Source organism: Glutamicibacter arilaitensis (assembly GCF_044793945.1).
GTDB lineage: Bacteria > Actinomycetota > Actinomycetes > Actinomycetales > Micrococcaceae > Glutamicibacter > Glutamicibacter arilaitensis_B.
In genome coordinates this window covers 3315954-3342672 of record NZ_CP084994.1, presented here as the reverse complement: position 1 = coordinate 3342672, position 26719 = coordinate 3315954, and the positions used below count along the sequence as shown (strand labels likewise).

Sequence of the window (26719 nt, the reverse complement as noted above, 5' to 3'; positions counted from 1 at the left end):
GGCAAAAGTGAGCCAATTGTTCATGCAGGCTCGCCACGGTGGAGGAGGACAAATGGCCATCACGCTGCAATTCGCCGGATTCGACACGAAGGATCTAGGCGTTTCAATATCTCCACTGGCGGAGCTGATGGCGGTGCTCCATGTGTGGGCCGAACCTGACCACCATTTCGATTCATCAGCAGAAATCCAGGAAATTGCACGTCACCTGGACGACGGGTTGATCGCAGAATTCAACGAACTTTCCCCATTGTGGGCTAGGTTCCGGGCACGCTTCTTCTTTCCTCTGGCTTCGGATACGAATCAGATTTTCGAACGGGAATTGGCCGCTTTGGCAGCATTGCCGTTGGAAACATTCGTCAGCATGGCCGCGGAAGGAATCCGCGGATTCAGCCAGGGGCTGCCGGCGGCTGAAAAACTGCTGCATGATCAAAGCGACCGAGCGGAATTCCTTGAGACTTGCCGCTCCCGATCACTAGGCCGCTTCGAGCTAGCCGATCAACTTTTGCAGAACCCGCAGGGGTTCCGGAGCAGAATCATTAGATTCTTAGCCGATTGCTGGAGCTCCTTCTTCAGCAGAGAATGGGAAGGATTATTTGTCCCATTGGGTGGTGCTGCGGCACAGCTCGCGGGCAAGTTGAATCGAGCTGACCCCGCAACGGTCATTGCCACTCTGAGCGTGACTGCCAAAGCGTTCCCTGGGCTATCCGAAGTTCGCTTCGACAAGCTTCAGCAGCGCAGAGTTCAGCTAGCCGGCAGGCAGCTGCTGCTGATTCCCTCACGGTGGATCGGCAACCACCTCACGGTCAAGGACCGCGACGGCTATCCGGTCATCGTCCATTTTCCCGCGCAGGCCGGCCAGAAGGAACTCCTTAAGATTCAGCAAGTACGCGACCGGCTCAGTGCCCTGAGCGCGGAGTCAAGAATGGAACTGTTCAGGCACATCTCGGCCGAGCCCATGACCACCTCCGAACTCGCGACCAGGCTTGGACAGCCAGCAGCGCAGATTTCCCGCTCCTTGCGTGTTCTACGCGAAGCCGATCTGGTGGTCTCGGAACGTCGCGGCAAACTCGTCTACCACCGGATCGACACGGCCACCGTGCTTCGGCTCGGCCCTGACCTGTTGGCCACGCTGACCCGGTGAACTGCTGAACCAGATTCCGAAATTCCGGGAAACGCTGGGGAAACAGGCTGCATCAGTTTGCAGAACGTCACTGCATTATCGGGCGCTAGGCAAGGAAACGATTGTCCTAAATTGGGTAATCATGCCAGCCGCCGCGGCGGATTGTAATAGAAATCACTAGTGGGGTAAGTGCCCCTACGCTACCAAGTGCAACTGGGAGCTTTGAGCAAACCCACTATTGGAGGATTCCATGACCACCATCAAAACCGAGAGCCGCAAGGAGCCGTTAGGGCTCAGATTACTTGCGGGGGTGGAACGAGCAGGAAACGCTCTGCCACACCCGTTTTGGCTGTTCTGGATTCTTTTTGGTGTGCTTGCAGTGGCCAGCTGGATTCTCTCGAGCACGGGAATTCAGGTTGTGGATCCTGCTACCGGCGATAAGGTCGGCGTTAACAACGCGCTGAGCGTCGAGGCAATCCGCGATCTGCTCACCGGAGCCGAAGAATCATTCGTCACCTTCGGTCCGCTGGGCACGGTCTTGATCGTCATGTTGGGCGTTGCCGTTGCGGACAGATCCGGTCTCTTTGAAGTGATCGCACGCCGTGCGCTGAGCAATGTATCCCCACGCTCGGTTGTGTTCGCTGTGGCCTTGGGCGGGGCACTATCCAAGTTCCTCTCGGATTCCGCCTACGTCGTACTGATTCCGTTGGGAGCGGTGGCATTCAAAGCCGTGGGCCGTTCGCCGATGCTGGGAATGATTGTGGCTTTCGTTTCGATCAATGCCGCCGGTGACGCAAATCCGCTGATCGCTCCGGGCGACGTCGTTTTCGCTCAGGTAGCTACCGAAGCGGCGCATATTATCGATCCAACTTTCACCGTTCGTGCCACGGACAATATGTACTTCACGACGGTCTCCGCGCTGATACTTGCAATAACCATCACTATTGTCACCGAGCTGATCTTGAAGAAGCGCGAGCACACACTGGTGGTCGACGAGCAGCACGCGGAATCCGGCAATGCCGGCGTAGATTCCAGCCCGGTGCTCACCGATGCCCAGGAACGACGCGGACTGCGCGTCACCGGACTCACTGCAATAGCGTTCATTGTGCTTGTGGTAGCTGCCATCCTCATGCCAGGGTCACCGCTTCGCGGAGAGGGTGGGGAATTCCTCGAGTCTCCTTTCCTGGACGGAATCGCGTTCTTCCTGTCCCTGTTCTTCCTGGCCATAGGCTCCGCTTTCGCCAAGGGATCCGGGCAATTGGAATCCGCCTCCGACATCCCGCGATTCATGGCAGACGGTGTGCGCTCCATTGCTCCTCTGATTGTCTTGTTCTTTGCGGTTTCGCAGTTCCTCGCATTGTTCAAATACACGAAAATCAGCACTGTGGTTGCGGTGGTTGGCTCGGATTCCATCCAGGGCTTGGGCATCAACAGCGTGGGATTGTTCCTGATAGTCGTCGTAGCCATCGCAATGCTGAACCTGCTGATCACGTCCGGCCAGGCGCTATGGGCTTTGGTTGCTCCGGTCATCGTGCCAATGATGATGCTCCTTGACACGAATCCCGCCACGACGATGGCGCTATACCGCATAGCGGATTCATGCACGAACTCCATCACACCGATGAGCACCAGTTTTGTGCTGTGCGTTGGCTACCTTCAGACACTGAACAAAAAAGCCGGTATTGGTACGCTGATTTCCTTCACCTTGCCCTGTGCACTGATCATGTTCGTGGTGTGGCTTGGCTTGTTCTTCGCCTGGTGGGCCCTTGGCATCCCACTTGGCCCTGGCGCACCGGTGCGCTAGAGATCGGCAGAACACCGAAGGCCTACACTGTGGACGCATGCACCAGGACCTTCTGAGCGTTGAACCAGAGTGCACAAGGGTGCGCCAGTACGGGTACTGCAGGACTGGCGTCTCAGGCCGGAACCGGCATCTTGAGCATCTCTTCAATCACCGCGCGGCAACCTCCGCAACCGGTGCCCGCGCGGCACGCCGTTCCGACCTCGGCCACCGTGGTGCACCCTGACTCAACCGCATGGGCGACCTGCCCATGGGTCGCTCCGGAGCAACGGCATAACTGATCATCTGGGCCGGGGGCGCTTACCGGTTCCAAGGTTCCGGGGTCATCTAGGCGCAGCAACGTTGAGCGGTCCGCGGGAAGCGAGCTGCCGCGTTCATAGCTGAGCACTAGCTCCGCGCTGGTTCTTGGCAGCCCCATGGCGAGGAACCCGGTCAGCACACCTGCCTGGGAAACCATTTTCAGGTACTTGCCCGCAGCAGGGTCGGCGTAGACGGTGACTTGGCTGCCGGACTCGTCCCAGAGTCCGTCCGAAATATTTCCACCGGCGGTCAGCTCAATTCCCTGGCCCTTGAGCATCAGCACATCCGATGATTCCAGAGCCGGCGGGGCGAGGTCGATCGGATCGTGCAGCGTTGGATCGGCCGGCCCCGGAGCAGGTGTATTGAGCATATATTGAGCCAACCATCCGGCTTGGGCCCACCCCGGTGCGAGCAGTCCCATCGGCGCTTGGCCGGCCACCTCGGCGCAGTCGCCGATGGCGAAGATGCGATGTTCGGTATCCGCGGCCAGATGCTCATTCGTCTTTATTCCGCGATTGACGCCGAGCCCGCAGCTGGAGGCCAGCTCGGTGCGTGCCCGCACGCCGGTAGACAGCACTAAGGCAGCGCCTTCGATCACGCCGTGGGTTTGCGTAATCAGCCCGGTGAACGCCGTTTCATCTTTCTGGATTCCGGTGGCGCGTGCCTCGGAGATCACCTCGACCCCAGCGTCGCGCAGATTGCGGATCAGCAGCTTGCCGCCGTCAGCATCCACCACCCGACCCAGCGGTGCCGGTCCGTGGTGGATCAGCACCGGGTGGTGTCCGGACTCGGCCATGGCCAGCGCGGCTTCGATACCGAGGATTCCACCACCGAGCACCAGCACGCGGCCACTGCCTTGCAGCACGCCGTTGAGGTTCTCGGCGTCCTCGATGGTGCGCAGGGCGAGTACCCCCTGGGGGAGTTGCGCATCGGCATGCGGATCGAAGTTCAACCCATTGAGCGGCGGAATCGTTGGCCTGGCGCCCGTGGCGAAGACCAAACGGTCGTAGCCCAGCGGGGCGGCATCTTCGAAGAGAACGTGGCGGCGGGAACGGTCCACCCGCTTCACGGTGCGCCCCATTCGCAGGATAACGCCCGCAGCTAGCAGTCGGGTTTCATCGACCATGCCCAGATGCTCTGCGCGCGTGGAACCGATGGCCAGCTCCGCAAGCAGCACGCGATTGTAGGCCAGGTGCTTTTCGGACGAGACCACGGTCAGCTCGATAGTTCCAGCCGCGGCTCCGGGCAACAGCCCCTCGACGAGGGAAGCAGCCACCGGACCGAATCCGATAATGACAATGCGTTCCTTGGCTTGCTGAATCATGGCTCTTCTCCTACAGGTCTAAGCGAGACGGGGACATGCTTGAACTCGGGCATGGAGCTGAGCGGGTCAACCACCGCGGCAGTGAGAATGTTTGCGTTATTTGATCCGGGAAAATGGAAGGGAAGAAATACGGTGTCCAGACGGATTGCTGTGGTCAGACGGGCCCGTGCAAGCATTTGTCCTTGTCCGCTCCCCACCCGGACCCGTTGCCCGTCCGCGATGCCAAAGGAAAGCGCGGTGGCTGGATGGATTTCCAGTCTTGCCTCGGGCGCTGCCGCCTGCAGCTCGGCCACGCGGCGGGTTTGCGCCCCCGATTGGTAGTGCTCCAGCAGGCGTCCGGTGACCAGAGAAATTTTGTCCGCATGCGGTGCCTGCTCGGCTGCTGCTTCCGGGTACACCGCGATCAGCTTCGCCCTGCCGTCGCGGTGCGCGAAGCGGTCCAGGAAGAGCCGTGGGGTACCGGAACGGGTACCGGGCGTGCGGGAAATTGTAGATTCCGCGGTGCAGGGCCAATACACGGCGGCTCCTGCATCCAGATCATCCCAGTCGATGCCCGAATAGTCGGCCAGACCGCCGGCGGAGGCCAGGCGAAGCTCTTCGAAGACCTCCCGGGCATCGGCGGAAAAGCGGCCGGGGGAGCCCAGCCTTGTGGCCAGTTCGGCAAGAATCCATAATTCGTTGCGGGCCTGGCCCGGTGCGTCCAATGCTGCCCGGCGGCGCAGCACCCGCCCTTCCAGATTGGTCATGGTGCCTTCCTCCTCGGCCCACTGGAGTACCGGGAGCACCAGATGCGCCTCGGCTGCCGTTTCGGAAAGGAAGAAATCGGACACCACCAGGAAGTCGAGTCGACGCAGCGCCTCGATGACCTGGGATGCGTCAGGGGAGGAGAGCGCCGGATTGGAACCGTGCACCATGAGCATCCTTGATCCCTGGGTGGTTCCCAAGCTGTGCAGCAATTGCGTGGCGGGAATTCCCGGGCCCGGAAGGATGTCCGGGTCGACTCCCCAGACCTTGGCCACATGCTTGCGGTGCGCCGGGTCGGTGATCGTGCGGTATCCGGGCAGCTGGTCGCACTTCTGCCCGTGCTCGCGCCCGCCTTGACCATTGCCCTGCCCGGTGATGGTGCCGAACCCTCCGGCGGTGCTGCCGGGCAGACCCAGCAATAGCGCTAGATTGATGGCTGCGGTGGTGGTGTCGGTGCCGTTGGCATGCTGTTCCACTCCGCGGCCGGTGAGGATGTAGACCGGGCGGCCCCCGTTTCTTGCGCTGCGTGCGGCGTCCGCCAATGCCCGGGCGGTGCGGCGGATCTCGGCGGCCGGAACGCCGGTGGCTTTCTCGACGCGTTCGGGCCACCACGCGGCTAGCGAGCTGCGCAATTGCTCCAAACCATTGGTCCGCGCTTCCAGGTACTGCGCATCGGCTAAAGACTCGGCAAGCAATACGTGGGACAAGCCTAAGAGCAGTTGCAGATCGCTGGCCGGGGTGGGCTGCAGATGCCAACCCGCCCCGTTGGCTGAGAGTTCGGCGGTGGCAGAACGCCGTGGGTCCACCACGATCAGCCCGCCGCAATCGCGGGCCCCGGCAAGATGCCGCACGAACGGCGGCATGGTGTCCGCGACGTTTGACCCGAGCATGAGGATCATCGAGGCGCCGTCCAGATCGGCTAACGGGAATGGCAAGCCGCGGTCCAGTCCGAAGCTGCGGTTGCCGGCCGCCGCGGCCGAGGACATGCAGAATCTGCCGTTGTAGTCGATGCGCGAGGTCCCCAGCGCCAGTCGGGCAAACTTGCCCAGCTGGTAGCCCTTCTCGTTGGTCAATCCGCCGGCGCCGAACACCGCCACGGCATCCGCGCCATATTCGGCTCGGATGCTGGCGGCGCGCTCGGCAATCAGATCCAGTGCCTCATCCCACCCGATGGGTGCAAAGGAACCATCGGCCTGGCGCAGCAGTGGAGCGGTCAAGCGGTCGGGGTGCTTGAGCAACGTCGCGGCGCTGTAGCCTTTGCGGCACAAGGCACCGCCGTTGGTTTCGAAGTTTCGGCCCTGCAATGCCACGGGTTCGGATGCCTCGGTGGCGGCGGGCTGCAGGGTAATGCCACACTGCAAGGCGCAGTAGGGGCAGTGCGTATCGGTGAGCGGGCTCATTTAGATTCCTTGCTGGGCAAAGATGGTGCCTCGTCGTACGTAGCAGAACCAGGTCACTGCCATCAGCAGCGCGTAGATCCCAACGAAGACGCAGAAGGCCGGGAGGTAAGATCCCGCCCAGGAGACTGAAAGCCCTAGGGCCTGCGGGACCAAAAAACCGCCATAGGCTCCAATGGCCGAGATCAGTCCCAAGGCCGCCGCACCCTTGCGAGCCGCTCCGACGCTGTCCGTGCTCAGCTCCGCGCGCAATGCAAAGACCGCTGGAATCATTCGGTAGGTTGAACCATTGCCAACACCGCTGGCGGTGAAAAGAACCAGGAAGAGGCCAAGGAACACCCAGAAGTTCGCGGCCGGCAGGGTGAGGACCAACCCTACGGTGACCAGTGCCATCACTGACAAGGAAGCCAAGGTTATGCGTGCTCCGCCGAATCGGTCCGCTAGCCTGCCACCGAACGGGCGCGTCAGCGAACCGACCAGTGGGCCTAGGAAGGCCAAGGTGATGGTGGCGGTGCCCAGTGCGAAGGCCGAATATTCGGCGAATGTATCCACGATCAGCTTCGGGAAGACCGCGGAGAATCCAATGAATGAACCAAAGGTGCCGATATACAGGGACGCGATGATCCACAGGTGCTTTTCGCGCAGGCAGGCGAGCGCTCCGCGCACATCCGAACGGGCGTTGGACAGGTTATGCATATTGCGCAACGCACCGAATGCGGCGATCAGGATCAACGGGATCCAGATGATTCCGGCCAGTGAAAGCTGCAAAGATCCGGCGGCGAACACCGTGATGGCGATCGGTACCAGCAGCTGGGCTACGGCCGCGCCGAGGTTGCCACCGGCGGCGTTGAGCCCCAAGGCCCAACCTTTTTGCGAGGCGGGGTAGAAGTAGGTGATGTTTGCCATCGAGGAGGCGAAGTTGCCGCCGCCGAAACCAGCAAGGCCCGCAAGGGTCAGCATCACCCAGAAGGGGGTGCTGGTATTTGCGACGGCAAGGGCCAGACCGCCGGCCGGGATCAGCAGCAACAGGGCCGAGACAATGGTCCAGTTGCGGCCACCGAAACGGGCCACCATGAAGGTATAGGGAATGCGAAGTGTGGCGCCCACGAGGCTCGGCATCGAGATCAGCCAGAACAGCTGGGATGTGCTGTATTCGAAACCTGCCGCCGGCAGATACACCGCGACGATGGCGAATAGCTGCCACACCACGAAGCCGAGGAATTCGGCGAAGATCGACCAGCGCAGGTTGACCGCTGCGGTTTTCTGGCCCACGGCATTCCAGAATGCGGGATTTTCTGCGTCCCAATTATTGATCCAGCGTCCCTTGGATAGCTGAAGCGATATACCGGCTTCTGTGACTGCGCCGCCCGTCTGCGGGTCTGAATCTAGTTTGGTGCTCACGCGAATCGTTCCCTCTCACTACTGGCTGATGCTTTTGAGCATTCCAGAGAGGTATTTCGCCTAGGTACGAGCGGTGTTGCACCCAAGGGAATTTAAATTCACTGCGCGTGCGGGTCCTGCGATAGCTTCTCGTAATCTGTTCGAAACCAGCGGAGTAGCACCAAGTGAAAGCGTCTATTCGTGGCTCACCCAGCTGCCTGCAGGGCAGCGGATTTCAGGGATTGGGGGACGACGCTCGCCGAGTGATTTCTCGTTGTCGTGTCCCTACGCGTTCAAGGTGGAGCGCGCTCAAAGCGGCCATGCGCGGCGGAATGAATCGGCCAGGGGCGTTCCAACATCGTGCGAGTTATCCGCCGATATACGACATTTCGATACGCTTGCGGTCCCCTGGTTCCAAGGCCGCGCGCAGCTCCGAGTAGTTGTCATCGCGTTTGTTCCACAGTCCACCGAGCGCCAAGGCGATGTCCCGGTCATCGGCATCCGAGCGAAGCAATGCGCGCAGATCCGTGCCTTCGGAGGCAAAGAGGCAGGTGTATAGCCGACCTTCTGCTGACACCCGGGCCCGGGTGCAGTCCCCGCAGAAGGCTCCGGTTACCGAGGAAATCACGCCGATTTCCCCGGACCCATCGGCGTAATTCCAGCGTTTTGCGGTTTCCCCCAGTTGCGTAGGTGCTGCGGGTTCGAGCCGGTGCCGTGCGGAAATTCTCTTGATGACCTCAGCGGAGGGGACAACCTCGTCCAGCTTCCACTGATTGGAGGCCCCGACGTCCATGTATTCAATGAATCGCAGAATATGCCCGGTACCGCGGAAGTGCTCGGCGAGGTCGAGAATTTCGTCGTCGTTGACTCCACGCTTGAGCACGGTATTGATCTTCACCGGGCCAAGGCCCGCTTGTGCCGCGGCTTCGATGGCGGCAAGTACCTTATCAACCGGGAACTTGACGTCATTGATGGCTTGAAAACGTTCGTTGTCCAGCGAGTCAAGGGATACCGTCACACGGTTCAACCCTGCCTCTTTGAGCGCGGCGGCCTTGATGGCCAAGGCCGACCCGTTAGTGGTCATCGCCAGATCTACCGGTTTTCCTTCTGGCGTGCGCAGCGCCGCCAACCGGGAAATCAGGTCCTCGATTCCGCGCCGCAGCAGCGGTTCACCGCCGGTGAGGCGAAGTTTGCTGACACCGAGGGATACCGCGATGCTAGCTAGCCGTTCAATTTCTTCGAAGCTCAGCAGTTCCGAGCGTTCGCGGAACTGAAAATCTTTGCCGAAGACTTCTTTGGGCATGCAGTAGACGCAACGGAAATTGCACCGGTCGGTCACCGAGATCCGCAAGTCCCGCAATGCCCGACCGCGAGCGTCTGCCACTCTGATGGGATCTACGTTCAGAGCCACGGTGCACCTCCTGAAAAGTTGCTGATTGGGCGGCTGCAAGCTATTGATATGGGAAGACTGCCATCCGCACTGTATGCGAAGCTACCGAGATGGCAGGTCAACATTGAATTCTTGAGACCCAGCAGCCAAAGGCCAGCAGCGATAATTCAAGGTCGCCAAAGGTGCGCCGGCAAGAGACAAGTGATTCGAATTCGAGAATACCTTGGATCGTGTTGCCCCGCATCACTCGGGTCGACTTCTAGTCTCGAATCCGGTGGGCAGCGCAGGCCTTGCATTTGCTTCTTCGGTAGCGCGGACGCCTCAAGCCAAACTTTGGGGAGTACTTTGACGCCGATTACTTTTCTTCCGCACGATTCCGTCCACGATTGCATTCGCACTTGTCGATGCTGAAACGAGGTGAAATCAGAGCACCTGAAATGTTCAGCATGCGAAAAAGCTTTCTCGAAAAGTGTTGCGTGGGTCACATTCCGTTGATAATCTCATACCTGTCTATGGCGGGCACCCACCTCTGGGTCGCTATCTACCGGGCGTGCAACTGATCTATTTCAGCAGATAAGTGCGGTCGGCGCCCGAGACTAACGGGACCGTTCGACTGGCTTGTCCGAAGCATGAGGAGCCACACGATGAGCATTACTACCACTGGCCAGGACTATCTTTCGATGGCCATCGATATTGCCACCACCAATGTTCGCAACGCCGGAGGTCCCTTCGGCGCTGTTGTCGTCACTGCCTCGGGGCAGGTCTTCGAGGGAGTCAATCGCGTCACGGCGAACAATGACCCCTCGGCCCATGCCGAGGTGGTGGCTATCCGCACCGCGGCCGCCGCGCTAGGTACCTTCGACCTGAGCGGATGCGTGCTCTACAGCAGCTGTGAACCATGCCCGATGTGCCTGGCCACCTCGCTGTGGGCGCGAATCGACAAGGTCTACTTCGCCGCCAACCGGCATGACGCCACCGACGCTGGCTTTGACGATGCGGTGTTCTATGAATACTTTGAACCCAATTCCAGCCGCTCGCTGATGCCGGTGGATTGCTTCCAGAGCGCCAGCAAGGAACATTTGAAGCCGTTCCAAGAATGGGACTCGCTAGAGACCCGGACGGACTATTAGGGGACCGGGGCCATGACTATGACAAGTCGCCCGCAAGCCGAACCGAAAAATACGGGCCATCTACCCAAACAGGCGAGCCTGCGGCCGCGTCCTGGCGGTTCACGCAATCTGCTTGATGCGTATTTTCGAATCAGCGAACGTGGTTCCACGCTCGCGCGGGAATTTCGCGGTGGAATCGTCACCTTCTTCACGATGGCCTACATTGTCATCCTCAATCCTCTGATCCTTGGCGGGTTCAGCGCCGAGGCAGCACCGGTAGATGTCGCCGGAACCTGGTTGCCGGCAGCGCAGGTTGGGGCAATGACCGGGCTGACCGCCGGGGTCATGACCATCATGTTCGGGATAATTGCCAACCTGCCCTTTGGGCTGGCCGCCGGTTTGGGTATTAACTCTTTCCTCGCGGTCTCGGTTATCCAGGATGTCACCTGGGCCGAAGCCATGGGGCTGGTGGTGATCAATGGTGTGCTGATCGTGATTTTCGGAATGACAGGTATTCGAACCGCCATCTTCCGAGCGATTCCGAAGGATCTGAAGGCCGCCATTACGGTGGGCATTGGCCTGTTCATTACCTTCATTGGTTTCGTGGACTCAGGCTTTGTCACCCGCACGCCGGCCGGCCCGCCGGTCCAACTGGGAGATGGCGGATCGATCGTGTCGATCCCGACGATGATTTTTGTCATTGGGTTGCTGATCATGGGCGCCTTGGTGGCTCGTGGAGTGCAGGGTGCAATCTTGATTGGCATCGTGATCTCCACCGCGCTGGCCATCGTGGCGGAACTGGTCTTCAAGATAGGTGCAGGCAGCGCGGATAATCCGCACGGCTGGCATCTGAATATTCCGGTGCTCGAAGGGCAGGTTGTCGCACTGCCGGACATGTCCTTGGCCGGCGACTTCGATCTCTTTGGCTCCTTCTCCCGCATTGGTGCACTCGCGGCGACCATGCTGGTCTTCACCCTGGTGTTCACGAATTTCTTTGACGCCATGGGAACTATGACCGGACTGGCCAAAAATGCTGGGCTTGCGAAAAAGGATGGCACTTTTCCGCGGCTCAAGGCTGCGTTCGTGGTCGAAGGCCTGGGTGCCGTCGCTGGCGGCATGGGATCCTCATCCTCGAATACCGTGTATGTGGATTCTGCCGCCGGGATTGGGGAAGGTGCGCGCACCGGCTTGGCCTCTGTGGTCACTGGAGCGCTGTTCCTGGGGTCCATGTTCTTCACGCCGCTGACCTCCGTGGTGCCCATCGAGGTGGCGGCCGCGGCGCTGGTGCTGGTCGGAACCATGATGTGCGCACAAATCCGCGAGATTAATTTCAAGCGGTTCTCCTCGGCAATGCCTGCCTTCCTGACGCTGATCACCATGCCGCTGACCTACTCCATCGCCAATGGCATTGGAGCTGGGTTTATCGCATGGGTGGTGGTGAATACCGCGGTCGGCCGCTACAAGAAGATTCACCCGCTGATGTGGGTGGTTGCGGGCGGGTTCTTGGTCTACTTCGCCCGCGGACCGATCACGACACTTCTTGGCTGACCTCAGGGCGAACAAAAGTTGACATAACTCACTGTGATGCACTTCACTTAGAATGAATGAACTTGGTTTTCCATGATCCGAAATTTGGAGGCTAATCATGGCTGGATGTGTTGCCTGGTCTAAGGGCCAGATCGCGCACGGAGACTAATCGTTGCCGCGCTCGGAGGGGAACCTTTCGCGCGTAGCTCACCGAGCGTTTCCCGAGGGGTGGCACCTGATGGAAACTAGTCAACCATCCAATTCATTCAAAGTGCGCCTGAGCTCTCAGGTGCAGGAGGTGTCAGCGGCATGACCGCCGAGACAACGGAAAAATCGAGCTGTCTAATAACCGTTAACGGAACCGTCCGTGAATTCGACGGCCCGCCGCATACCAACGCGTTGGATTTCCTGCGCGGCGAAGGGCTGATCGGGTGCAAGGAGGGATGCGCGGAGGGTGAATGCGGCGCCTGCTCGATCCTCGTGGCCCGCAGCGACAGGCAGGGGACCCGCTGGACGGCGTTGAACGCCTGTCTGCTGCCAGCCGCATCGCTCGACGGCCAGGAAGTGATCACTTCCGAAGGCCTGGGCAGCGTGGAAAACCTGCATCCGGTGCAGGAAGAAATGGCCAATCGTGGCGGATCCCAGTGCGGTTATTGCACTCCCGGATTCGTCTGCTCCATGGCCGCCGAGTACTACCGTCCGGAGCGAATCGCAAATACCGCAGTAATCGCGGATCATGGCGAGGAGCACCGGTGCGGACCCAATGGATTCGATCTTCATTCACTCTCTGGCAACTTGTGCCGCTGCACCGGGTATCGACCCATTCGTGACGCGGCCTATGCCTTGGGTGCACCGGATGCACAAGATGAGCTTGCCGCACGGCGCGAGCAAGCCGCACCGGTGGCGGTGTCCACCGATATTACGCGTGTGGACACACCCACCGGAACTACCGGTCGCTTCAGGCGTCCGGCCAGCTTGGATGCGGCGTTCAGCATCCTGGCCGAAGAACCCGGAACCCTGCTCGTGGCCGGTGGCACCGACTGGGGTGTTGAGGTCAATATCAAAGGTGCGCGTGCCCGCTCGATACTGGCTATCGACCGTCTTGCGGACTTGCGCCAGATTCACTTGACCGAAGACTATATCGAGCTCGGCGCGGCCTGTACCTTGAGCGAACTCGAACGTCTCCTGGCCGGCAAGATCCCGCTGCTGGGCAAGCTCTTCCCGCAGTTCGCTTCCCGGCTTATCCGAAATGGCGCCACCATTGGCGGCAATTTGGGCACCGGTTCGCCTATTGGGGATACCCCTCCGGCGCTGCTGGCGCTAGAAGCAGAACTCGTGCTGGGCAGCACCTCGGGTAGCCGTATCGTGCCTTTGGCGCAGTACTTCACCGGTTATCGCCAGACCGTACGCGTTGCGGGGGAACTGATCACGGCGATCCGAATCCCACTGCCGCTGGCAGAACTGACCAGCTTCCAGAAGATCTCCAAGCGGCGCTTTGACGATATCTCTTCGGTGGCCATTGGCTACGCGGTGACCGTCGAAAACAACTACATCACCAAGGCTCGCATTGGCTTGGGCGGAGTGGCAGCAACTCCCTTAAGAGCTACGGCTACGGAAGCTGCCTTAGAGGGCAACGAATGGTGCTTGGAGACCATCTACGCGGCTGCCGAGGTGATGGCGCAGGAAGGAACTCCCATGGATGACCACCGCGCCAGCTCAAGCTATCGGAAAGCCATGCTGAAGTCCTCGCTCGAACGTTTCTACGCCGAGCAGCTTTCCCGCACTATCGAAGCAAAGGGGGAACAGATCTCATGAGCCAGCTTTCACAACGCCCGGAATCGGCCGTAGTTGGGCAGCGCCAGCGGCACGAATCCGCGGCCGAACATGTCACCGGCACCGCGCTCTATACCGATGATCTGGCACTTCGGCTCGCCGGGGTGCTCCACGCCTACCCGGTGCAGTCCACCCACGCCCACGCAAAGATCCTGGGTCTGGATATCACTGATGCCAGCGCTATTCCCGGGGTAGTGCGGGTGATTACCGCCGCCGATATTCCAGGTGTCAACGATCAGGGCGCTAAACACGATGAACCCATGCTTCCGGTGGATGAGGTGATGTTCTACGGCCAGCCGGTCGCGTGGGTGCTCGGCGAAGATCTGGAAGCCGCCAAGGCCGGTGCCGGAGCGGTCACCGTTCAGTACGAGCCGCTTGATTCCCTGATCACCATTCGGGAAGCCATTGCGGCCGATAGCTTCCATGGGATCAGACCCACCATCGACAAGGGGGACGTTGCAGGGGCGTTTGCTGATGCGGCTCATGTCTTTGAGGGAGACTTTGAGTTCTCCGGCCAAGAGCATTTTTATCTTGAGACGCAGAACTCGCTGGCCTTGGTTGATGAGTCAGGCCAGATATTGATTCATTGCTCCACCCAGCACCCCACCGAAACCCAAGATATCGTTTCCCATGTGCTCGGCATCCCGGCCCATGAGGTGACGGTGCAGGTGCTGCGGATGGGCGGCGGGTTCGGCGGCAAGGAAATGCAACCGCACGGTTATGCGGCGCTCGCCGCGCTGGGCGCGGTCCTCACCGGGCGTCCGGTGCGAGTGCGCTTGAACCGTACCCTCGATATGACCATGACCGGTAAACGCCATGGGTTCTACGCCACCTGGAAGATCGGCTTCGACGCGCAAGGGAAGATCCTGGCTTTGGACGCCGAGCTCACCGCGGACGGAGGCTGGAGCCTGGATTTGTCCGAACCGGTGCTCACTCGCGCGATGTGCCATATCGACAACGGCTACTGGGTCCCGAATATCCGCGTGCACGGAAGAATTGCCAAATGCCATAAGACCTCGCAAACCGCATTCCGCGGTTTTGGCGGGCCACAGGGGATGCTGGTGATGGAGGATATTCTGGGCCGGGTCGCGCCCAAGCTGGGGATCGAGGCCCGTGAGCTGCGCCGGCTCAACTTCTATGAGCAGGGACAAGACACCCCGTACTACCAGCCGGTGCGCCACCCCGAGCGGCTCGAAGCCGCCTGGCAGCAGGTCCTTGAATCCGCCGAGATCACGCAACGCGAGGGGGAAATTCGCGAATTCAACGCGCACAATGAAAACAGCAAACGCGCGCTGGCACTCACCCCGGTGAAATTCGGGATCTCCTTCAACCTCACCGCTTTCAACCAGGGCGGTGCCCTGGTGCTGGTCTACAAGGATGGCTCGGTTTTGATGAACCATGGCGGCACCGAAATGGGCCAAGGCCTGCATACCAAGATGCTGCAAGTCGCGGCCACCACCTTGGGTGTGCAGCTGTCCACGGTGCGCATCGCGCCTACCCGGACGGACAAGGTGCCCAATACCTCGGCCACCGCCGCTAGCTCCGGCAGCGATATCAACGGCGGGGCCGTCAAGGATGCTTGCGAGCAGATCCAGGCCCGGCTGGCGCAAGTCGCCGCCGGCAAGCTTAGCGTTCCGGCGCATGAGGTGCGCTTTGGCAACGGAAAGATAACCGCTCTGGGCAAAAGCCAGGAACTGAGCTGGGAAGAAGTCGTGCGGGACGCCTACTTCCAGCGCATCCAGCTCTCGGCCGCCGGGTTCTACCGCACCGAGGGACTGCACTGGGATCTGAGCCAGATGTCCGGCACCCCATTCAAGTATTTCGCCTATGGGGTGGCCGCCAGCGAGGTGGAGGTCAGCCGCTTTGACGGCTCCTACACCTTGGCCCGGGTGGACATCGTCCATGACGTGGGCGACTCGCTCTCGCCACTGGTGGACCTGGGGCAAATCGAAGGCGGATTCGTGCAGGGCGCCGGTTGGCTGACCCTCGAAGACCTGCGCTGGGATACCTCCGATGGTCCAGGACGTGGACGCGTGGCCACCCAAGCCGCGAGCACCTACAAGATCCCCAGCTTTTCTGAGATGCCAGAGGTATTCAACGTCGCACTCTTGGACAAGGCCCATGAAGAAGGTGCGGTGTACGGATCCAAGGCTGTCGGCGAACCACCGCTGATGCTTGCCTTCTCCGTGCGCGAAGCACTCCGGCAGGCGGTCGCCGAATTCGGCCCGGCCGGCTGCTCGGTTGAACTGGCCTCGCCAGCTACTCCGGAAGCGGTGTTCTGGGCGATTGAATCCGTGCGTGAGCCGAGCCTGGCCGAACAAAAGGTGCGCTAGCCATGCTGTCCTGGATCGAAGCGGTCACGGTTCTGCGCAATGAACGGCGCGCGGCGGTGCTGGTCACAGTGACCGCCGTGCGCGGCCATGCCCCGCGTGAAGCCGGCGCGAAGATGGTGATCGCCGCGGATGAAACCTTCGGCACCGTCGGCGGCGGCAACCTGGAAATGGCTGCCATGGAACGGGCCCGCGAGATGATCGCGCAAGGCGATCGGGAACCGCAGAGCATGACGCTGAGGCTGAACGACAAGGCCCCGGCAAAATACGGGCGGCAATGCTGCGGAGGAGAAGTGAGCCTGTTGCTGGAGCCTTTGCCGGTGCCGGCCACCGTGGCGATCTTCGGTATCGGCAACGTGGGAATGGAACTTGCCCGCATCCTCTCCCGGCATGAGCTGGAATTGCATTTGACCGATTCTCGCCCCGAGTTCCTTCAAGGGCTAGCGGCCATGGAACCCGGTGTGGCGCGAGTGCATGCGCAGGTGGCGGTGCTGGGCGAACAGGTCATAAGCTGCCTTCCGGAAGGTGCCCATGTGCTGATCATGACCCATGACCATGCCGAGGATTTCCATTTGTGCGATGCGGCTCTGCGGCATCCGGGGCTCGGGTCGATCGGACTGATCGGCTCCAGCGCGAAATGGGCTCGCTTCCAGAAGAACCTTGGCCAAAGCGGGCACAGCGAAGCGAAAATCCGGCAGATCCAATGCCCTATCGGATTGCCGGAGGTTTCGGGCAAGCAGCCGGCGGTCATCGCCGTCAGCGTGGCCGCCGAGCTGCTGGCAAAAATCAATTCCACCAGCAAGGTCAATGCCTGAAATCCGCTGATCAGCCGCCGGGCACCGGCCTTAGGCGCGGAAGCTACCAAGCTCGTCCCTGAGCCGGGTGATTTGCTCGGGGCTGACCCGGCAGCACCCGCCGATGAGGCGGGCGCCGGCGGCGATCAGCTCCGGCACAGCCTGGGGCAGGTCGGTGCCCGAGGTCCCCGGAATCCAGCGACGGGCCTCGCGGTCCCAGATTTCGCCGCTGTTCGGGTAGGCCATCAGCGGAAGATCCGTCACCTCGCGCAGCATCTTCACGGCTGAGAGGGCCACTGGCACCGGACAGCAATTCACGCCGAGCGCGGCAAAGGCGCCCGAGTCGTTGGCGATCCGGGCGGCTTCGCGCAGGCTGCTGCCGTCGCCGAGCACCACCTCTCCGTCCTCGGCAGTGCGCACCGTGAGGCTGAGCAATACCGGCAGCCCCAGCCCGGCTACCTCGCCGGCCAGGGCTTGAACCTCCGCCAGACTCGGCACGGTTTCACAGATCAGCACGTGGGCTCCGGAATCGGCCAAGATCCGCAGCCGACCGCGATGCCATTGAGCCAATTCGGCGACGCTGAGCCCGTAGGCTCCGTCGTATTCGGTGCCGGCCCCCGGCCCCGCGCCGTAAGGTCCCACCGAGGCGGCTACCCAGCGCGGCGCGAACCCGTCCGCCAGCTCGGCGGCCTCACTCGCCAGCCGCACGCTGGTGCGCAGCAGCTCTTCGGTTTCCTCCAGAGTCGCGCCGTCGCGGCTTTGTACCAGGCCATCGAAGCTGACCTGGTAGGAGCAGGTGGTGGCCAGTTGCGCGCCGGCGGCGAAGAAGTCGGCATGTGCGGCGCGGACCTCTTCGGGGCGGTCCTTGAGGATCTGCGCGGACCACAGTTCGCCGCTCACGTCGTTGCCGCGCTGCGCCAGATGGGTGCCGAGCCCGCCGTCAAGAAGCAGCGCCGTGCTGTGTGCGGCGCTCAGCGCCTCGCGGAAAGTGTCGGTTTCACTGGGATTTTTCACGCTCCGAGAGTATCCCGGTGACGCCTTGATGACCCACTGTGACGGTCCGTGACAGTGCATGACAAAGGCTCCCCGGCAGCGGGGGTGCGGCGGATATCCTTCAAACGCATTCACTTCAGAAGGAGCCCCATGTCCGAGCTCAGCGCGCCGCCGGCGCAGCAGCCTCCCGCCAGCCCCACCCCGGCCACCGCGTCCAGCGATTCCGGGCTGCGCAGAACCATGACCTCGCGGCATCTGGTGATGATCGCCCTGGGCGGGGTGATCGGTTCGGGGCTGTTCGTCTCTTCGGGCTACACGATTGCGCAGGCCGGACCCCTTGGCGCCGTGCTTGCCTACGCCGTGGGCGCGCTGGTGGCCTATATGGTGATGAGCGGGCTCGGGGAGCTGTCCGCACGCCATCCGGTGGCCGGAGGCTTCCACGCCCATGCCACCCGCGATCTGGGCCCGGCGTGGGGATTCGCCACGGCCTGGCTGTACTGGATGTGCTGGGCGGTGGCGCTGGCCAGTGAGTTCACCGCCTCGGGCATCCTCATGCAGCGCTGGTTCCCCACGGTGCCGGTATGGGTGTTCTCCCTGCTCTTCGCAGCCCTGCTGTTCATGCTGAACGCGGTGTCCTCGAAGGTCTTCGCCGAAACCGAATTCTGGTTCTCGCTGATCAAGGTGGCCGCGGTGGTGCTCATGATCGTGGTGGGAGCGGCCACGATCCTTGGCATCAACCCGGCCAGCGACGCAGGGCCAATCGGCTTGGCGAACTTCGACACCGGCCAGGGGCTGTTCCCGATGGGGATCAGCGGGGTGCTGGTCACCATCCTGGCCGTGTTCTATGCATTCAGCGGTACGGAGCTCATCGGTGTGGCCGCCGGGGAGGCCAAAAACCCGGAACTGAGCATCCCGCGGGCCATCCGCACCGCAGTGGTTCGCCTGGCGGTGTTCTTCATCGGCGCCATCGTGGTGATAGCCGCGATCATTCCGTTCGCCGAAGCGGGCGCGAATGAAAGCCCGTTCGTCACGGTGCTGGATGCCGCCGGGCTGCCGGCCGGGGCAGACATCATGAACTTCGTGATCATCACTGCATTGCTCTCCGCGGGTAACTCCGGACTGTATTCCTGCGCGCGGATGCTGCACGCCATGGGCGCCGCAGGGCAGGCGCCGGCGGTGCTCTCGAAGACCAACCGCCGCGGCGTGCCGATGCTGGCGCTGTGCCTGTCGCTGCTTGGCGGGTTGGCTTCCCTGCTTTCCGGGGTCATCGCCGCCGACTCGCTGTTCCTGGCGCTGGTCTCGATTTCCGGATTCGCGGTGGTGGCGGTGTGGATCGTCATCTGCGCATCGCATCTGTCCTTCCGCCGGCACTATGTTGCGGTGCACGGCGGCACCGATTCCCTGCCCTATCGGGCGCCGCTGTTCCCGGTGCTTCCAATCCTTGCGCTGTTGCTGCTGACTGCCTCGTTGGTGGGCGTCGCTTTCGACCCGGTGCAGCGCCCTGCCCTCTGGTTCGGTGTTCCCTTCACCCTGCTGTGCCTGGGCTACTACCGCTGGCGCCACGGGGCCGGGGTGTTCACGCCAAAACGCTGAAGAGCAACGCCGAAAATCCGGAGCTGCGGGAACTAGTGAAGCGGCTCGGGAGTTAATACATGGGAGACCGGCGCTCTGCGCGCCACAACGAAAATCCAGGAGGCCGCTACGTGGCAATGTTCGACAAATTACTGCGCAAGGGAAAGCAGCTGGCAGGGGAGTACGTCCGGGAGCAGCTGAACCAGCGCAGCTCCAATGGCCAGCGAAACCACCAGCAGGATCCGCGCGGCAGCCGAAGCCAATCCGGGTACGAAAACCGGAACTACCCGGACCAGCGCGGCGCGGCGCAGCCGCGGCCGGCCGGTGCCCAGAATGCTTCACGCGAGGACCAGGCAGCGATCGAGAAGTACCGGTACATGCTGCGCACCGCGCCGCCCCAGGATATGGAACGCGCTCACGCCGAAGCCTTTGCCCGGTTGACTCCGCAGCAGCGGGAACTGCTGCATGCGGAGCTGGCGGATCAGCTGCCTGCCGCAGAGCGCCCGGTATCGCAGCGGCCAGAGGATCTGGCCCGGGCCGCGACCCGCGCCGAGGTATCCCGTCCGGGCTTCATGGATAAGATTCTCGGTCAGAGCGGTTCTGGCAGGAAATCGATGGGTGGCCTAGCCGCTGGCGCTGCCGGCGGACTCGGCGTCGGCCTGCTGGGCGGCGTGGCCGGTGCCTTCATCGGCACCGCGATCGCCGGCCCGCTGCTCGACGGATTTGCCGGGATCGGCGAAGAGTTCGGCTCGGCGGCCGAGAGTCTCGGCGATTCCTTCGCCGGCGCCGGCGAGGGCCTGAGCGACCAGGCCGGCGGCATGTTCGGGGACTTCCTGGGCGGTGCCGGAGGAAGCTTCGGTTCCGACAACGGCATTGGGGACTTCGAGTTCTAGCAACAGCTTTGGCTGGCAGCACGCGCGGCGCCTTTGCTGCCGTTACGGTTTGCGGACCGCAAATTCTCGGTCGGATCCTGCGCTAGCGATTAACGTACTTCGCCCCCGGACAGCTGTCCGGGGGCGAAGTACGTTGCGAACCAGGTGCGGTTAACCCGCATGGTGCTGCTTACTTCAGGTGGTCAACCAGTTCGGATGCGATACCGGTGTAGGTTCCCGGGGTCATCTGCTGCAGACGAGCTTCGGCATCCGCCGACAATCCCAGCTCTCCAACAAATTCCTTCAGGCGGGCCACATCCACGCGCTGTCCACGGGTCAGGTCCTTCAGGCGTTCGTATGGGTTGTCCATGCCTTCAACGCCGGCAATGGCTTCGGCGCGCATGACCATCTGGATGGCCTCTGCCAGGACTTCCCAGTTGTGGTCCAGATCCTCTGCCAGTACCGCCTCGGCGACGTCCAAGCGATCCAGGCCCTTGGCGACGTTTGAGATGGCAAGCACCGAGTGGCCGATGGCGGTACCGATGTTGCGCTGCGAAGAGGAGTCGGTCAAGTCGCGCTGCCAGCGGCTGGTGACCAAGGTAGCGCCCAAGGTGTCGAGCAGGCCGTTGGAGATCTCCAGGTTCGCCTCGGCGTTCTCGAAGCGGATCGGGTTCACCTTGTGCGGCATGGTCGAGGAACCGGTGGCTCCGGCTACCGGGATCTGTGCGAAGTAGCCAATGGAGATGTAGCTCCACACATCTGTGCACAGGTTGTGCAGGATGCGGTTGAAGCGTGCGATATCGGCGTAGACCTCTGCCTGCCAGTCGTGGGATTCGATCTGCGTGGTCAGTGGGTTCCAGGTCAGGCCCAAGTGCTCGACGAAGGACTGCGAAACCTGCTGCCAGTTAGCGGTTGGAACCGAGGCGTAGTGGGCGGCGTAGGTGCCGGTGGCGCCGTTGATCTTGCCCAGGTACTCGGTCTTCTCGATGCGGTTCAGCTGACGGGTCAGGCGCCAGGCAAGAACTGCCAGCTCCTTGCCCAGGGTGGTTGGGGTTGCCGGCTGGCCGTGGGTGCGCGAAAGCATTGGTACGTCGCGGGACTCTTCGGCCATTTTGGTCAGCTGGGCCACCAGGTCGCGTGCCGCAGGCATCCACACCTGGGTGACACCGCCCTGGACGCCCAGAGCGTACGAAAGGTTGTTGATGTCTTCGCTGGTGCAACCGAAGTGCACCAGCGGCTTCAGGTTGCCAATGCCGATAGCATCCAGACGATTAGCGATGTAGTACTCGACTGCCTTCACATCGTGGACGGTGACGGCCTCGATCTCGGCCAGTTCCTTCACCGAGTCAGCGTTGAAGTCGGTGACGATCTTACGCAGGGCAGCCTGCTGTTCGGTGGTGAACGGGGAGGTACCCGGCAGCACGGAGTGCTCGGCCAGGTGGATCAACCATTCGATCTCCACATGAACGCGATCGCGGTTCAGGGCCGCTTCGGAAAGGAAGTCAACCAACGGTGCCACCGCGCTGCGGTAGCGTCCGTCGAGGGCACCAAGTGCCAGGGGTTCATTAGCAAGGGAAGTGCGCGCAATCTCAGCCATGCTCATATTCTTTCATCACTGCGTGCACATCACATCTTTTACTTTCATCCTTCTTTCCACAGCCGGCGCCGTTACCGGCCAAAAGCAGCAGCAGAGGGGCGAAGATGAAGACAGATTTTCACCGACTCAACGGTGGAGAATTACGGGTTGGAGCTAATCATGATGTTTCAGGCGACCCTGGACTCGGTGGCCTTCCAGCTGGATGATGCCCAGTCAACAACGCGTTATGCCATCGAACAGCTCTCCTCAATCGGTTCGCTGACTTGGAGATCTTCGGCAGGCAAGGCCTTTGCCTCGGAAGTGAACCAACTCAGCGACAGGCTAATTGGACTCACCAAAGCGCTGGGGGAAGCCGAGTCGTATCTGTCGCTGGCCATTAAAGAGATGAACGCATTAGAAGCGGAGATCCTCAACCAGCGAATGGCCTCCTAGCCATGGGATATGACGTCAATTACAACGCCTTGGATTACGCTCAATCGCGTCAAATTTGCCAACAAGTCTACGGACAACTCCAAAGTGTAGAGACGCAACTGATGAGGGCGTCGGTTATCGCGCAAGAATGCCAGCAACAAGCCCAAACTCAATGCTTTGCTGCCGGGATAGGGAATCGTGGCTATTCGCTGGGGATCCTGGCGGACAAATTACGCACCGGCTACCACCACGCAACCGAGGCAGTTATCGATGCGCGGAGGTTGGAGGAGAAGGTGGGCGCAGCAATCGAGAACTACGTCAGGGCAGAGACCAGAATCGAAAACTCGATTCTGGTCTCTGCCAAATGGCAGGTATTGGTGGACGTTTGGAACAACATGCGTAACAACGATTCCCGCCCGCCGACTAAGGACATGGAAACGATACTCAAACTTCTTGTCCTCCTGTCCTCGCCACGAGACCGGTTCGGCTTTGCACGCCCACAGCCTTTGATGATGCACGAGACGACCGAAAAGCTGGCCGATTTCCTCTCGACCTGGGGTCCACTACGCAACAAAGATCTAAAACTAGGCGACAGGGAATCGGTGAAACAGGTTCAAGTTGATGGCAAGCTGAACAGCTACTACCAGCTTCACAAGATTCTCAACGATGCTGATCCCAAAGATGATGGGAAGTTTATTATCGCCGAGGCTGAGAAAGACGGTAAAAAAGTTTATCTGGTCATTCTTCCCGGGACTCAAGAGGAGGGGGACCACAATAATCCCTTCGACACCTATGGCATCGTCGACGCATTCAGCCTCGAATCGGAGAACTTCGTCGGCCCGATCAACGAAGCCCTAGACATAAGTGGCGCGCGCGAGGGTGACGAAGTGATCCTCAGCGGGTACTCACAAGGTGGGATTCACATTGCGAACCTGATGAAGAACAAATTCTTGCGCAAGAAGTTCAAGATGAAAAAGATGCTGACATTTGGTTCTCCCATTGGCCACATTGACCTACCAGAGGACATCCGAAGCCTGTCGATTGAGGATTCTAAAGACATGGTTCCGGGCACCGACGGGGTGGAAAACAAACGCAAAAAGGATCAAATCACCGTGAAATTCGACGGTCCGAGGTTCGAAGAACAACTCGATGAGGGGCTGTTTGGCAAACCACACGACCTAGATAACTACGGGGATCACCTCAAAGAAATGGTGGACAACCCAATCCCGGATCTGCATGAAAACCTGCGGGAATTCGCGCTTCCTCCAGGACCATTGAACTATCGAAAATTCAAGATCGAACGCAAAGAACGCCCACGAAACACAAAGCACGAAAAATGGGAGGAGGAGAAATATAGTTCAGGCCGCTAGCGCCTAGCGCTTTTCCTTGCTGACGAAGAAGCCTAGGACTGCGGAGATGATGGAAATGATGATGGTGCCGACAATGGCGTCCCACCAGAATGCGTCAATATTCAAGCCCACCGGAGTGAACTGAGTCAGCCAGCTGGTCAGCATCAGCATCAGTGCGTTAATGATGACGGTGAAAAGACCCAAAGTGAGGCAGGTGATCGGCATCGAGAAGAACGAAACGATTGGTCGCACAAGCGCGTTGATCAGACCGAAGATCAAGCCAACAATCAAATAGGCGATGACAGATCCAACGAGGCCTTCGCTCATGGCGCTGATCTGAATTCCAGGAACAATCCAGACAGCTGCGGCCAGTGCCAATGCATTAACGATGACTCGAATCAAAAAGCTCATGAGACAACTTTGTCATAAAAGACTGAAAGCAGGGTGAGCGAAGAATCTGCCTATTGTCCTACTGAGGGCTAGGCTTTGAAGTATGAGTGAGAACCCCGTGACCCAAGATTTGGTGCAACCTCGTTCCATCGTTGCACGCTTGCCAAAATACGCTGCCGGGAAGCCACCCGCAGCTATCGAGGGACTTGAATCTTTCAAGTTGTCCTCCAATGAGATTCCATTTGGCCCATTGGATGAGGTGCGCCGGGCGGTCATGGATCAGGATGCGCTGAACCGCTATCCGGATAGCCTGTCCACGAAACTTCGCGAGAGCCTGAGCGAGTACCTCGACGTTCCTGCCGAAGATATCGTCACAGGTGCTGGTTCGCTCGGCGCGCTCGCGCAGATTTTAACGACCTTTGCCGGTCAGAACGAGGATGGCGTCCAAGATGAGGTCATCTACGCATGGCGCTCCTTCGAGGCTTACCCGATTTTGGTGCAGAGTGCGGGCGCGCTGCCGGTAGAAATTCCCGTGCTGGAAGATGGCCGTCACGATCTCGAATCGATGATCGAAGCGGTCAACGAAAATACCTCGATCATCTTGCTCTGCACTCCGAACAATCCCACCGGCCCGATCTTGACTCAGAGCGAAGTTGATGACTTCATTGCGCGCGTGCCCCGCAATGTGCTGATCGTGCTGGACGAGGCTTACATCGAGTTCGTGCGTGACCCCGAAGCAGTGGACGGTGTCAACACCTACCTGGAGAATGAAAATGTGGTGTTGTTGCGCACTTTCTCTAAGGCGCACGGACTGGCGAATCTGCGAGTTGGCTACAGCGTCGCGCACCCAGAAATCACCGACAACATTCGCGTCGTAGCAACACCCTTTGCTGTCTCTTCAGTGGCAGAAGATGCCGCCGTCGCCTCCTTGGACAACATTGATAAGGTGCTCGGACGAGTGAACACTTTAGTTCAGGAACGTGAGCGTGTGGTGGCCGCATTGAAGGCGCTGGGCTGGGTTTTCCCGGCAACGCAGGCGAACTTCGTGTGGTTGCCGTTGGGCGAAAACACCCAGGCTTTCACCGAACGAGCTCAGGCGCAGGCGCTGTCCGTACGTGGGTTTGCCGGCGAAGGCGTGCGAATCTCGATCGCCGAGGCCGAGGCCAACGACCGGATCATTGAATTATGCAAGAATTCTCTCGATTTAAAGCAGAGCTGACCTGCTTCTAATTCTCGCGTTTTAGACGCCTTGAGATATAGGCTGTTTATTAGTTAAGCCGCTATATGTCCCATAGGGAATGTATTCCTCGTGGGACATATAAACGATCGAAGGATGTTTTATGCCGCGTGCCGCAATCGAGGCAACGGACCAGGATCTCATTCAGATTCTGACTCCGGAAGGCCAGCGTCTGCCCAACGAAACCTATGATTCGTATTTGGGCGATGTTGACGACGACATGTTGCGTGGTTTTTACCGCGACATGGCGTTGACCCGCAGGTTCGACCAAGAAGCCACGGCCTTGCAACGTCAAGGCCAACTCTGCCTCTGGGTTCCGCTGCGAGGGCAAGAAGCGGCACAAATCGGGTCGGGCCGAGCCACCCGACCGAAGGACTACATCTTCCCGACCTACCGCGAGCACGGTGTTGCGCTAACCCGCGACGTCTCCTTCTCCGAGATGCTCCGCTTATTCCGCGGAATCTCCGGTGGCGGTTGGGACCCGCGGGAAAACAACTTCCACATGTACACCATGGTGCTTGCCGCCCAGCTGCCGCATGCTGCAGGTTACGGCATGGCAATTAATCTCGAACAGCATGGCTGGGATGAGGCGAAACGCGCCGAACAGGGCGACGCGGTGTTGACCTACTTTGGCGATGGTTCCTCCACCGAGGGTGAAACCCATGAATCCATGGTCTTCGCCAACTCCTTCGACGCACCGGTGGTGTACTTCTGCCAGAACAACCAGTGGGCCATTTCGGTGCCATTTGAAGTTCAGTCGAAGGTCCCGCTGGTAACCCGCGCTGCCGGCTACGGCATGCCGGGCATCCGCGTGGACGGCAACGACGTGCTGGCGGTCCTGGCAGTCACCCGCTGGGCCATGGAATATGCTCGAAGCGGCAAGGGCCCGGTACTGATCGAAGCGGTCACCTACCGCCTCGGCGCACACACCACCGCAGATGATCCGACCAAGTACCGGCAGAGCGAAGAAGAGCAGGCTTGGGCACCGAAGGATCCACTGATCCGCATGGAAACTTACCTGCGAGAGAACAATATCGTCGACGACGCGTTCTTTGAACAGCTCGAACTGGACGGAAATGCAATGGCCGCCCAGGTCCGCAAGGACGCCATGGCGTTCCCGGTTCCACCGCTGTCCAAGTCTTTCGAGCAGGTGTATGCCGAAGCCCACCCACTAGTCCAGGAAGAACTGCAGTGGCATCTGGACTACGAAGCCGGATTCGCTGATGAAGCCGGACAGGGGAAGAAGTAA

The 26719-nt window shown here is 60.5% G+C and carries 20 protein-coding genes; 13 read left to right on the top strand and 7 right to left on the bottom strand.

Annotated features, from left to right (window positions below):
- The first annotated feature begins 52 nt into the window (after nt 1-52).
- Both LG294_RS15645 and LG294_RS15640 read left to right on the top strand, forming a co-directional pair.
- Complete coding sequence (locus tag LG294_RS15645) at nt 53-1141, top strand: DUF5937 family protein (protein ID WP_404287332.1); 1089 nt, start codon at nt 53-55, stop codon at nt 1139-1141.
- Nucleotides 1142-1370: 229 nt separating this feature from the next.
- Nucleotides 1371-2924, top strand: coding sequence for an AbgT family transporter (locus LG294_RS15640; RefSeq protein ID WP_404287330.1), 1554 nt, complete (start codon nt 1371-1373; stop codon nt 2922-2924).
- A gap of 112 nt (nt 2925-3036) precedes the next feature.
- Here LG294_RS15640 and LG294_RS15635 read toward each other — a convergent pair whose 3' ends face one another.
- The 4 genes from LG294_RS15635 to moaA all read right to left on the bottom strand — a co-directional run bounded on the left by LG294_RS15635 (nt 3037) and on the right by moaA (nt 9477).
- Nucleotides 3037-4545, bottom strand: a complete 1509-nt coding sequence (locus tag LG294_RS15635) for an FAD-dependent oxidoreductase (protein ID WP_404287328.1) — start codon at nt 4543-4545, stop codon at nt 3037-3039.
- The gene (locus LG294_RS15630) at nt 4542-6689 is read right to left on the bottom strand and encodes a molybdopterin oxidoreductase family protein (protein WP_404287326.1); all 2148 of its coding nucleotides are present in this window, start codon (nt 6687-6689) and stop codon (nt 4542-4544) included. Before LG294_RS15630 ends, LG294_RS15635 begins: the two co-directional genes overlap by 4 nt.
- Nucleotides 6690-8093, bottom strand: a complete 1404-nt coding sequence (locus tag LG294_RS15625) for an MFS transporter (protein WP_404291798.1) — start codon at nt 8091-8093, stop codon at nt 6690-6692. It abuts the gene before it with no gap.
- A gap of 340 nt (nt 8094-8433) precedes the next feature.
- Nucleotides 8434-9477 (bottom strand): GTP 3',8-cyclase MoaA, encoded by a 1044-nt coding sequence (gene moaA, locus LG294_RS15620; protein WP_404287324.1) that lies wholly within the window; start codon nt 9475-9477, stop codon nt 8434-8436.
- Between the two features lie 623 nt (nt 9478-10100).
- Here moaA and LG294_RS15615 point away from each other — a divergent pair.
- The 5 genes from LG294_RS15615 (at nt 10101) to xdhC (ending at nt 17070) form a co-directional block, all read left to right on the top strand.
- Complete coding sequence (locus tag LG294_RS15615) at nt 10101-10586, top strand: nucleoside deaminase (protein ID WP_404287322.1); 486 nt, start codon at nt 10101-10103, stop codon at nt 10584-10586.
- A 12-nt stretch (nt 10587-10598) separates the two neighbouring features.
- Nucleotides 10599-12113, top strand: coding sequence for an NCS2 family permease (locus LG294_RS15610; protein ID WP_404287320.1), 1515 nt, complete (start codon nt 10599-10601; stop codon nt 12111-12113).
- Between the two features lie 288 nt (nt 12114-12401).
- The gene (locus LG294_RS15605) at nt 12402-13907 is read left to right on the top strand and encodes a xanthine dehydrogenase small subunit (protein ID WP_404287318.1); all 1506 of its coding nucleotides are present in this window, start codon (nt 12402-12404) and stop codon (nt 13905-13907) included.
- The gene (xdhB, locus tag LG294_RS15600; RefSeq protein ID WP_404287316.1) at nt 13904-16258 is read left to right on the top strand and encodes a xanthine dehydrogenase molybdopterin binding subunit; all 2355 of its coding nucleotides are present in this window, start codon (nt 13904-13906) and stop codon (nt 16256-16258) included. The genes LG294_RS15605 and xdhB overlap by 4 nt, the downstream gene beginning before the upstream one ends.
- A 2-nt stretch (nt 16259-16260) precedes the next feature.
- Nucleotides 16261-17070 carry a xanthine dehydrogenase accessory protein XdhC gene (xdhC, locus tag LG294_RS15595; protein WP_404287314.1) on the top strand — a complete coding sequence of 270 codons (810 nt, stop codon included), beginning with the start codon at nt 16261-16263 and terminating at the stop codon, nt 17068-17070.
- Nucleotides 17071-17100: 30 nt separating this feature from the next.
- Here the strand turns inward: xdhC and mmuM are convergent, their stop codons facing one another.
- A complete protein-coding gene (gene mmuM / locus LG294_RS15590) occupies nt 17101-18063 on the bottom strand; it encodes a homocysteine S-methyltransferase (protein ID WP_404287312.1) in 963 nt (320 codons plus the stop codon).
- Nucleotides 18064-18192: 129 nt separating this feature from the next.
- Between mmuM and LG294_RS15585 the strand changes: the two genes are divergently transcribed.
- Nucleotides 18193-19635 carry an amino acid permease gene (locus LG294_RS15585; protein ID WP_404287310.1) on the top strand — a complete coding sequence of 481 codons (1443 nt, stop codon included), beginning with the start codon at nt 18193-18195 and terminating at the stop codon, nt 19633-19635.
- 116 nt (nt 19636-19751) lie between these two features.
- Nucleotides 19752-20507, top strand: a complete 756-nt coding sequence (locus LG294_RS15580; protein WP_404291796.1) for a hypothetical protein — start codon at nt 19752-19754, stop codon at nt 20505-20507.
- 169 nt (nt 20508-20676) lie between these two features.
- Here the strand turns inward: LG294_RS15580 and purB are convergent, their stop codons facing one another.
- Nucleotides 20677-22083 (bottom strand): adenylosuccinate lyase, encoded by a 1407-nt coding sequence (gene purB, locus LG294_RS15575; protein WP_404287308.1) that lies wholly within the window; start codon nt 22081-22083, stop codon nt 20677-20679.
- A 159-nt stretch (nt 22084-22242) separates the two neighbouring features.
- Between purB and LG294_RS15570 the strand changes: the two genes are divergently transcribed.
- Complete coding sequence (locus LG294_RS15570; RefSeq protein ID WP_404287306.1) at nt 22243-22515, top strand: hypothetical protein; 273 nt, start codon at nt 22243-22245, stop codon at nt 22513-22515.
- 2 nt (nt 22516-22517) lie between these two features.
- Nucleotides 22518-23864: a hypothetical protein gene (locus LG294_RS15565; protein WP_404287304.1), complete on the top strand. Its 1347-nt coding sequence runs from the start codon at nt 22518-22520 to the stop codon at nt 23862-23864.
- Nucleotides 23865-23867: 3 nt separating this feature from the next.
- Here LG294_RS15565 and LG294_RS15560 read toward each other — a convergent pair whose 3' ends face one another.
- A complete protein-coding gene (locus LG294_RS15560) occupies nt 23868-24254 on the bottom strand; it encodes a phage holin family protein (RefSeq protein WP_404287302.1) in 387 nt (128 codons plus the stop codon).
- 82 nt (nt 24255-24336) lie between these two features.
- Between LG294_RS15560 and LG294_RS15555 the strand changes: the two genes are divergently transcribed.
- On the top strand, nt 24337-25452 hold the full coding sequence (locus tag LG294_RS15555; RefSeq protein WP_404287300.1) for a histidinol-phosphate transaminase: 1116 nt from the start codon (nt 24337-24339) through the stop codon (nt 25450-25452).
- Nucleotides 25453-25573: 121 nt separating this feature from the next.
- Nucleotides 25574-26719 (top strand): pyruvate dehydrogenase (acetyl-transferring) E1 component subunit alpha, encoded by a 1146-nt coding sequence (gene pdhA, locus LG294_RS15550; RefSeq protein ID WP_404287298.1) that lies wholly within the window; start codon nt 25574-25576, stop codon nt 26717-26719.

What these genes read in the sequence shown, in the direction of transcription:
- LG294_RS15555 (WP_404287300.1), top strand. Translation starts at nt 24,337, where the DNA reads ATGAGTGAGAACCCCGTGACCCAAGATTTGGTGCAACCTCGTTCCATC.
- xdhB (WP_404287316.1), top strand. Translation starts at nt 13,904, where the DNA reads ATGAGCCAGCTTTCACAACGCCCGGAATCGGCCGTAGTTGGGCAGCGC.
- xdhC (WP_404287314.1), top strand. Translation starts at nt 16,261, where the DNA reads ATGCTGTCCTGGATCGAAGCGGTCACGGTTCTGCGCAATGAACGGCGC.
- LG294_RS15635 (WP_404287328.1), bottom strand. Translation starts at nt 4,545, where the DNA reads ATGATTCAGCAAGCCAAGGAACGCATTGTCATTATCGGATTCGGTCCG.
- LG294_RS15615 (WP_404287322.1), top strand. Translation starts at nt 10,101, where the DNA reads ATGAGCATTACTACCACTGGCCAGGACTATCTTTCGATGGCCATCGAT.
- LG294_RS15560 (WP_404287302.1), bottom strand. Translation starts at nt 24,254, where the DNA reads ATGAGCTTTTTGATTCGAGTCATCGTTAATGCATTGGCACTGGCCGCA.
- LG294_RS15570 (WP_404287306.1), top strand. Translation starts at nt 22,243, where the DNA reads ATGATGTTTCAGGCGACCCTGGACTCGGTGGCCTTCCAGCTGGATGAT.
- LG294_RS15645 (WP_404287332.1), top strand. Translation starts at nt 53, where the DNA reads ATGGCCATCACGCTGCAATTCGCCGGATTCGACACGAAGGATCTAGGC.
- LG294_RS15605 (WP_404287318.1), top strand. Translation starts at nt 12,402, where the DNA reads ATGACCGCCGAGACAACGGAAAAATCGAGCTGTCTAATAACCGTTAAC.
- pdhA (WP_404287298.1), top strand. Translation starts at nt 25,574, where the DNA reads ATGCCGCGTGCCGCAATCGAGGCAACGGACCAGGATCTCATTCAGATT.
- LG294_RS15630 (WP_404287326.1), bottom strand. Translation starts at nt 6,689, where the DNA reads ATGAGCCCGCTCACCGATACGCACTGCCCCTACTGCGCCTTGCAGTGT.
- LG294_RS15640 (WP_404287330.1), top strand. Translation starts at nt 1,371, where the DNA reads ATGACCACCATCAAAACCGAGAGCCGCAAGGAGCCGTTAGGGCTCAGA.
- purB (WP_404287308.1), bottom strand. Translation starts at nt 22,083, where the DNA reads ATGGCTGAGATTGCGCGCACTTCCCTTGCTAATGAACCCCTGGCACTT.
- LG294_RS15610 (WP_404287320.1), top strand. Translation starts at nt 10,599, where the DNA reads ATGACTATGACAAGTCGCCCGCAAGCCGAACCGAAAAATACGGGCCAT.
- LG294_RS15585 (WP_404287310.1), top strand. Translation starts at nt 18,193, where the DNA reads ATGTCCGAGCTCAGCGCGCCGCCGGCGCAGCAGCCTCCCGCCAGCCCC.
- LG294_RS15565 (WP_404287304.1), top strand. Translation starts at nt 22,518, where the DNA reads ATGGGATATGACGTCAATTACAACGCCTTGGATTACGCTCAATCGCGT.
- LG294_RS15580 (WP_404291796.1), top strand. Translation starts at nt 19,752, where the DNA reads ATGTTCGACAAATTACTGCGCAAGGGAAAGCAGCTGGCAGGGGAGTAC.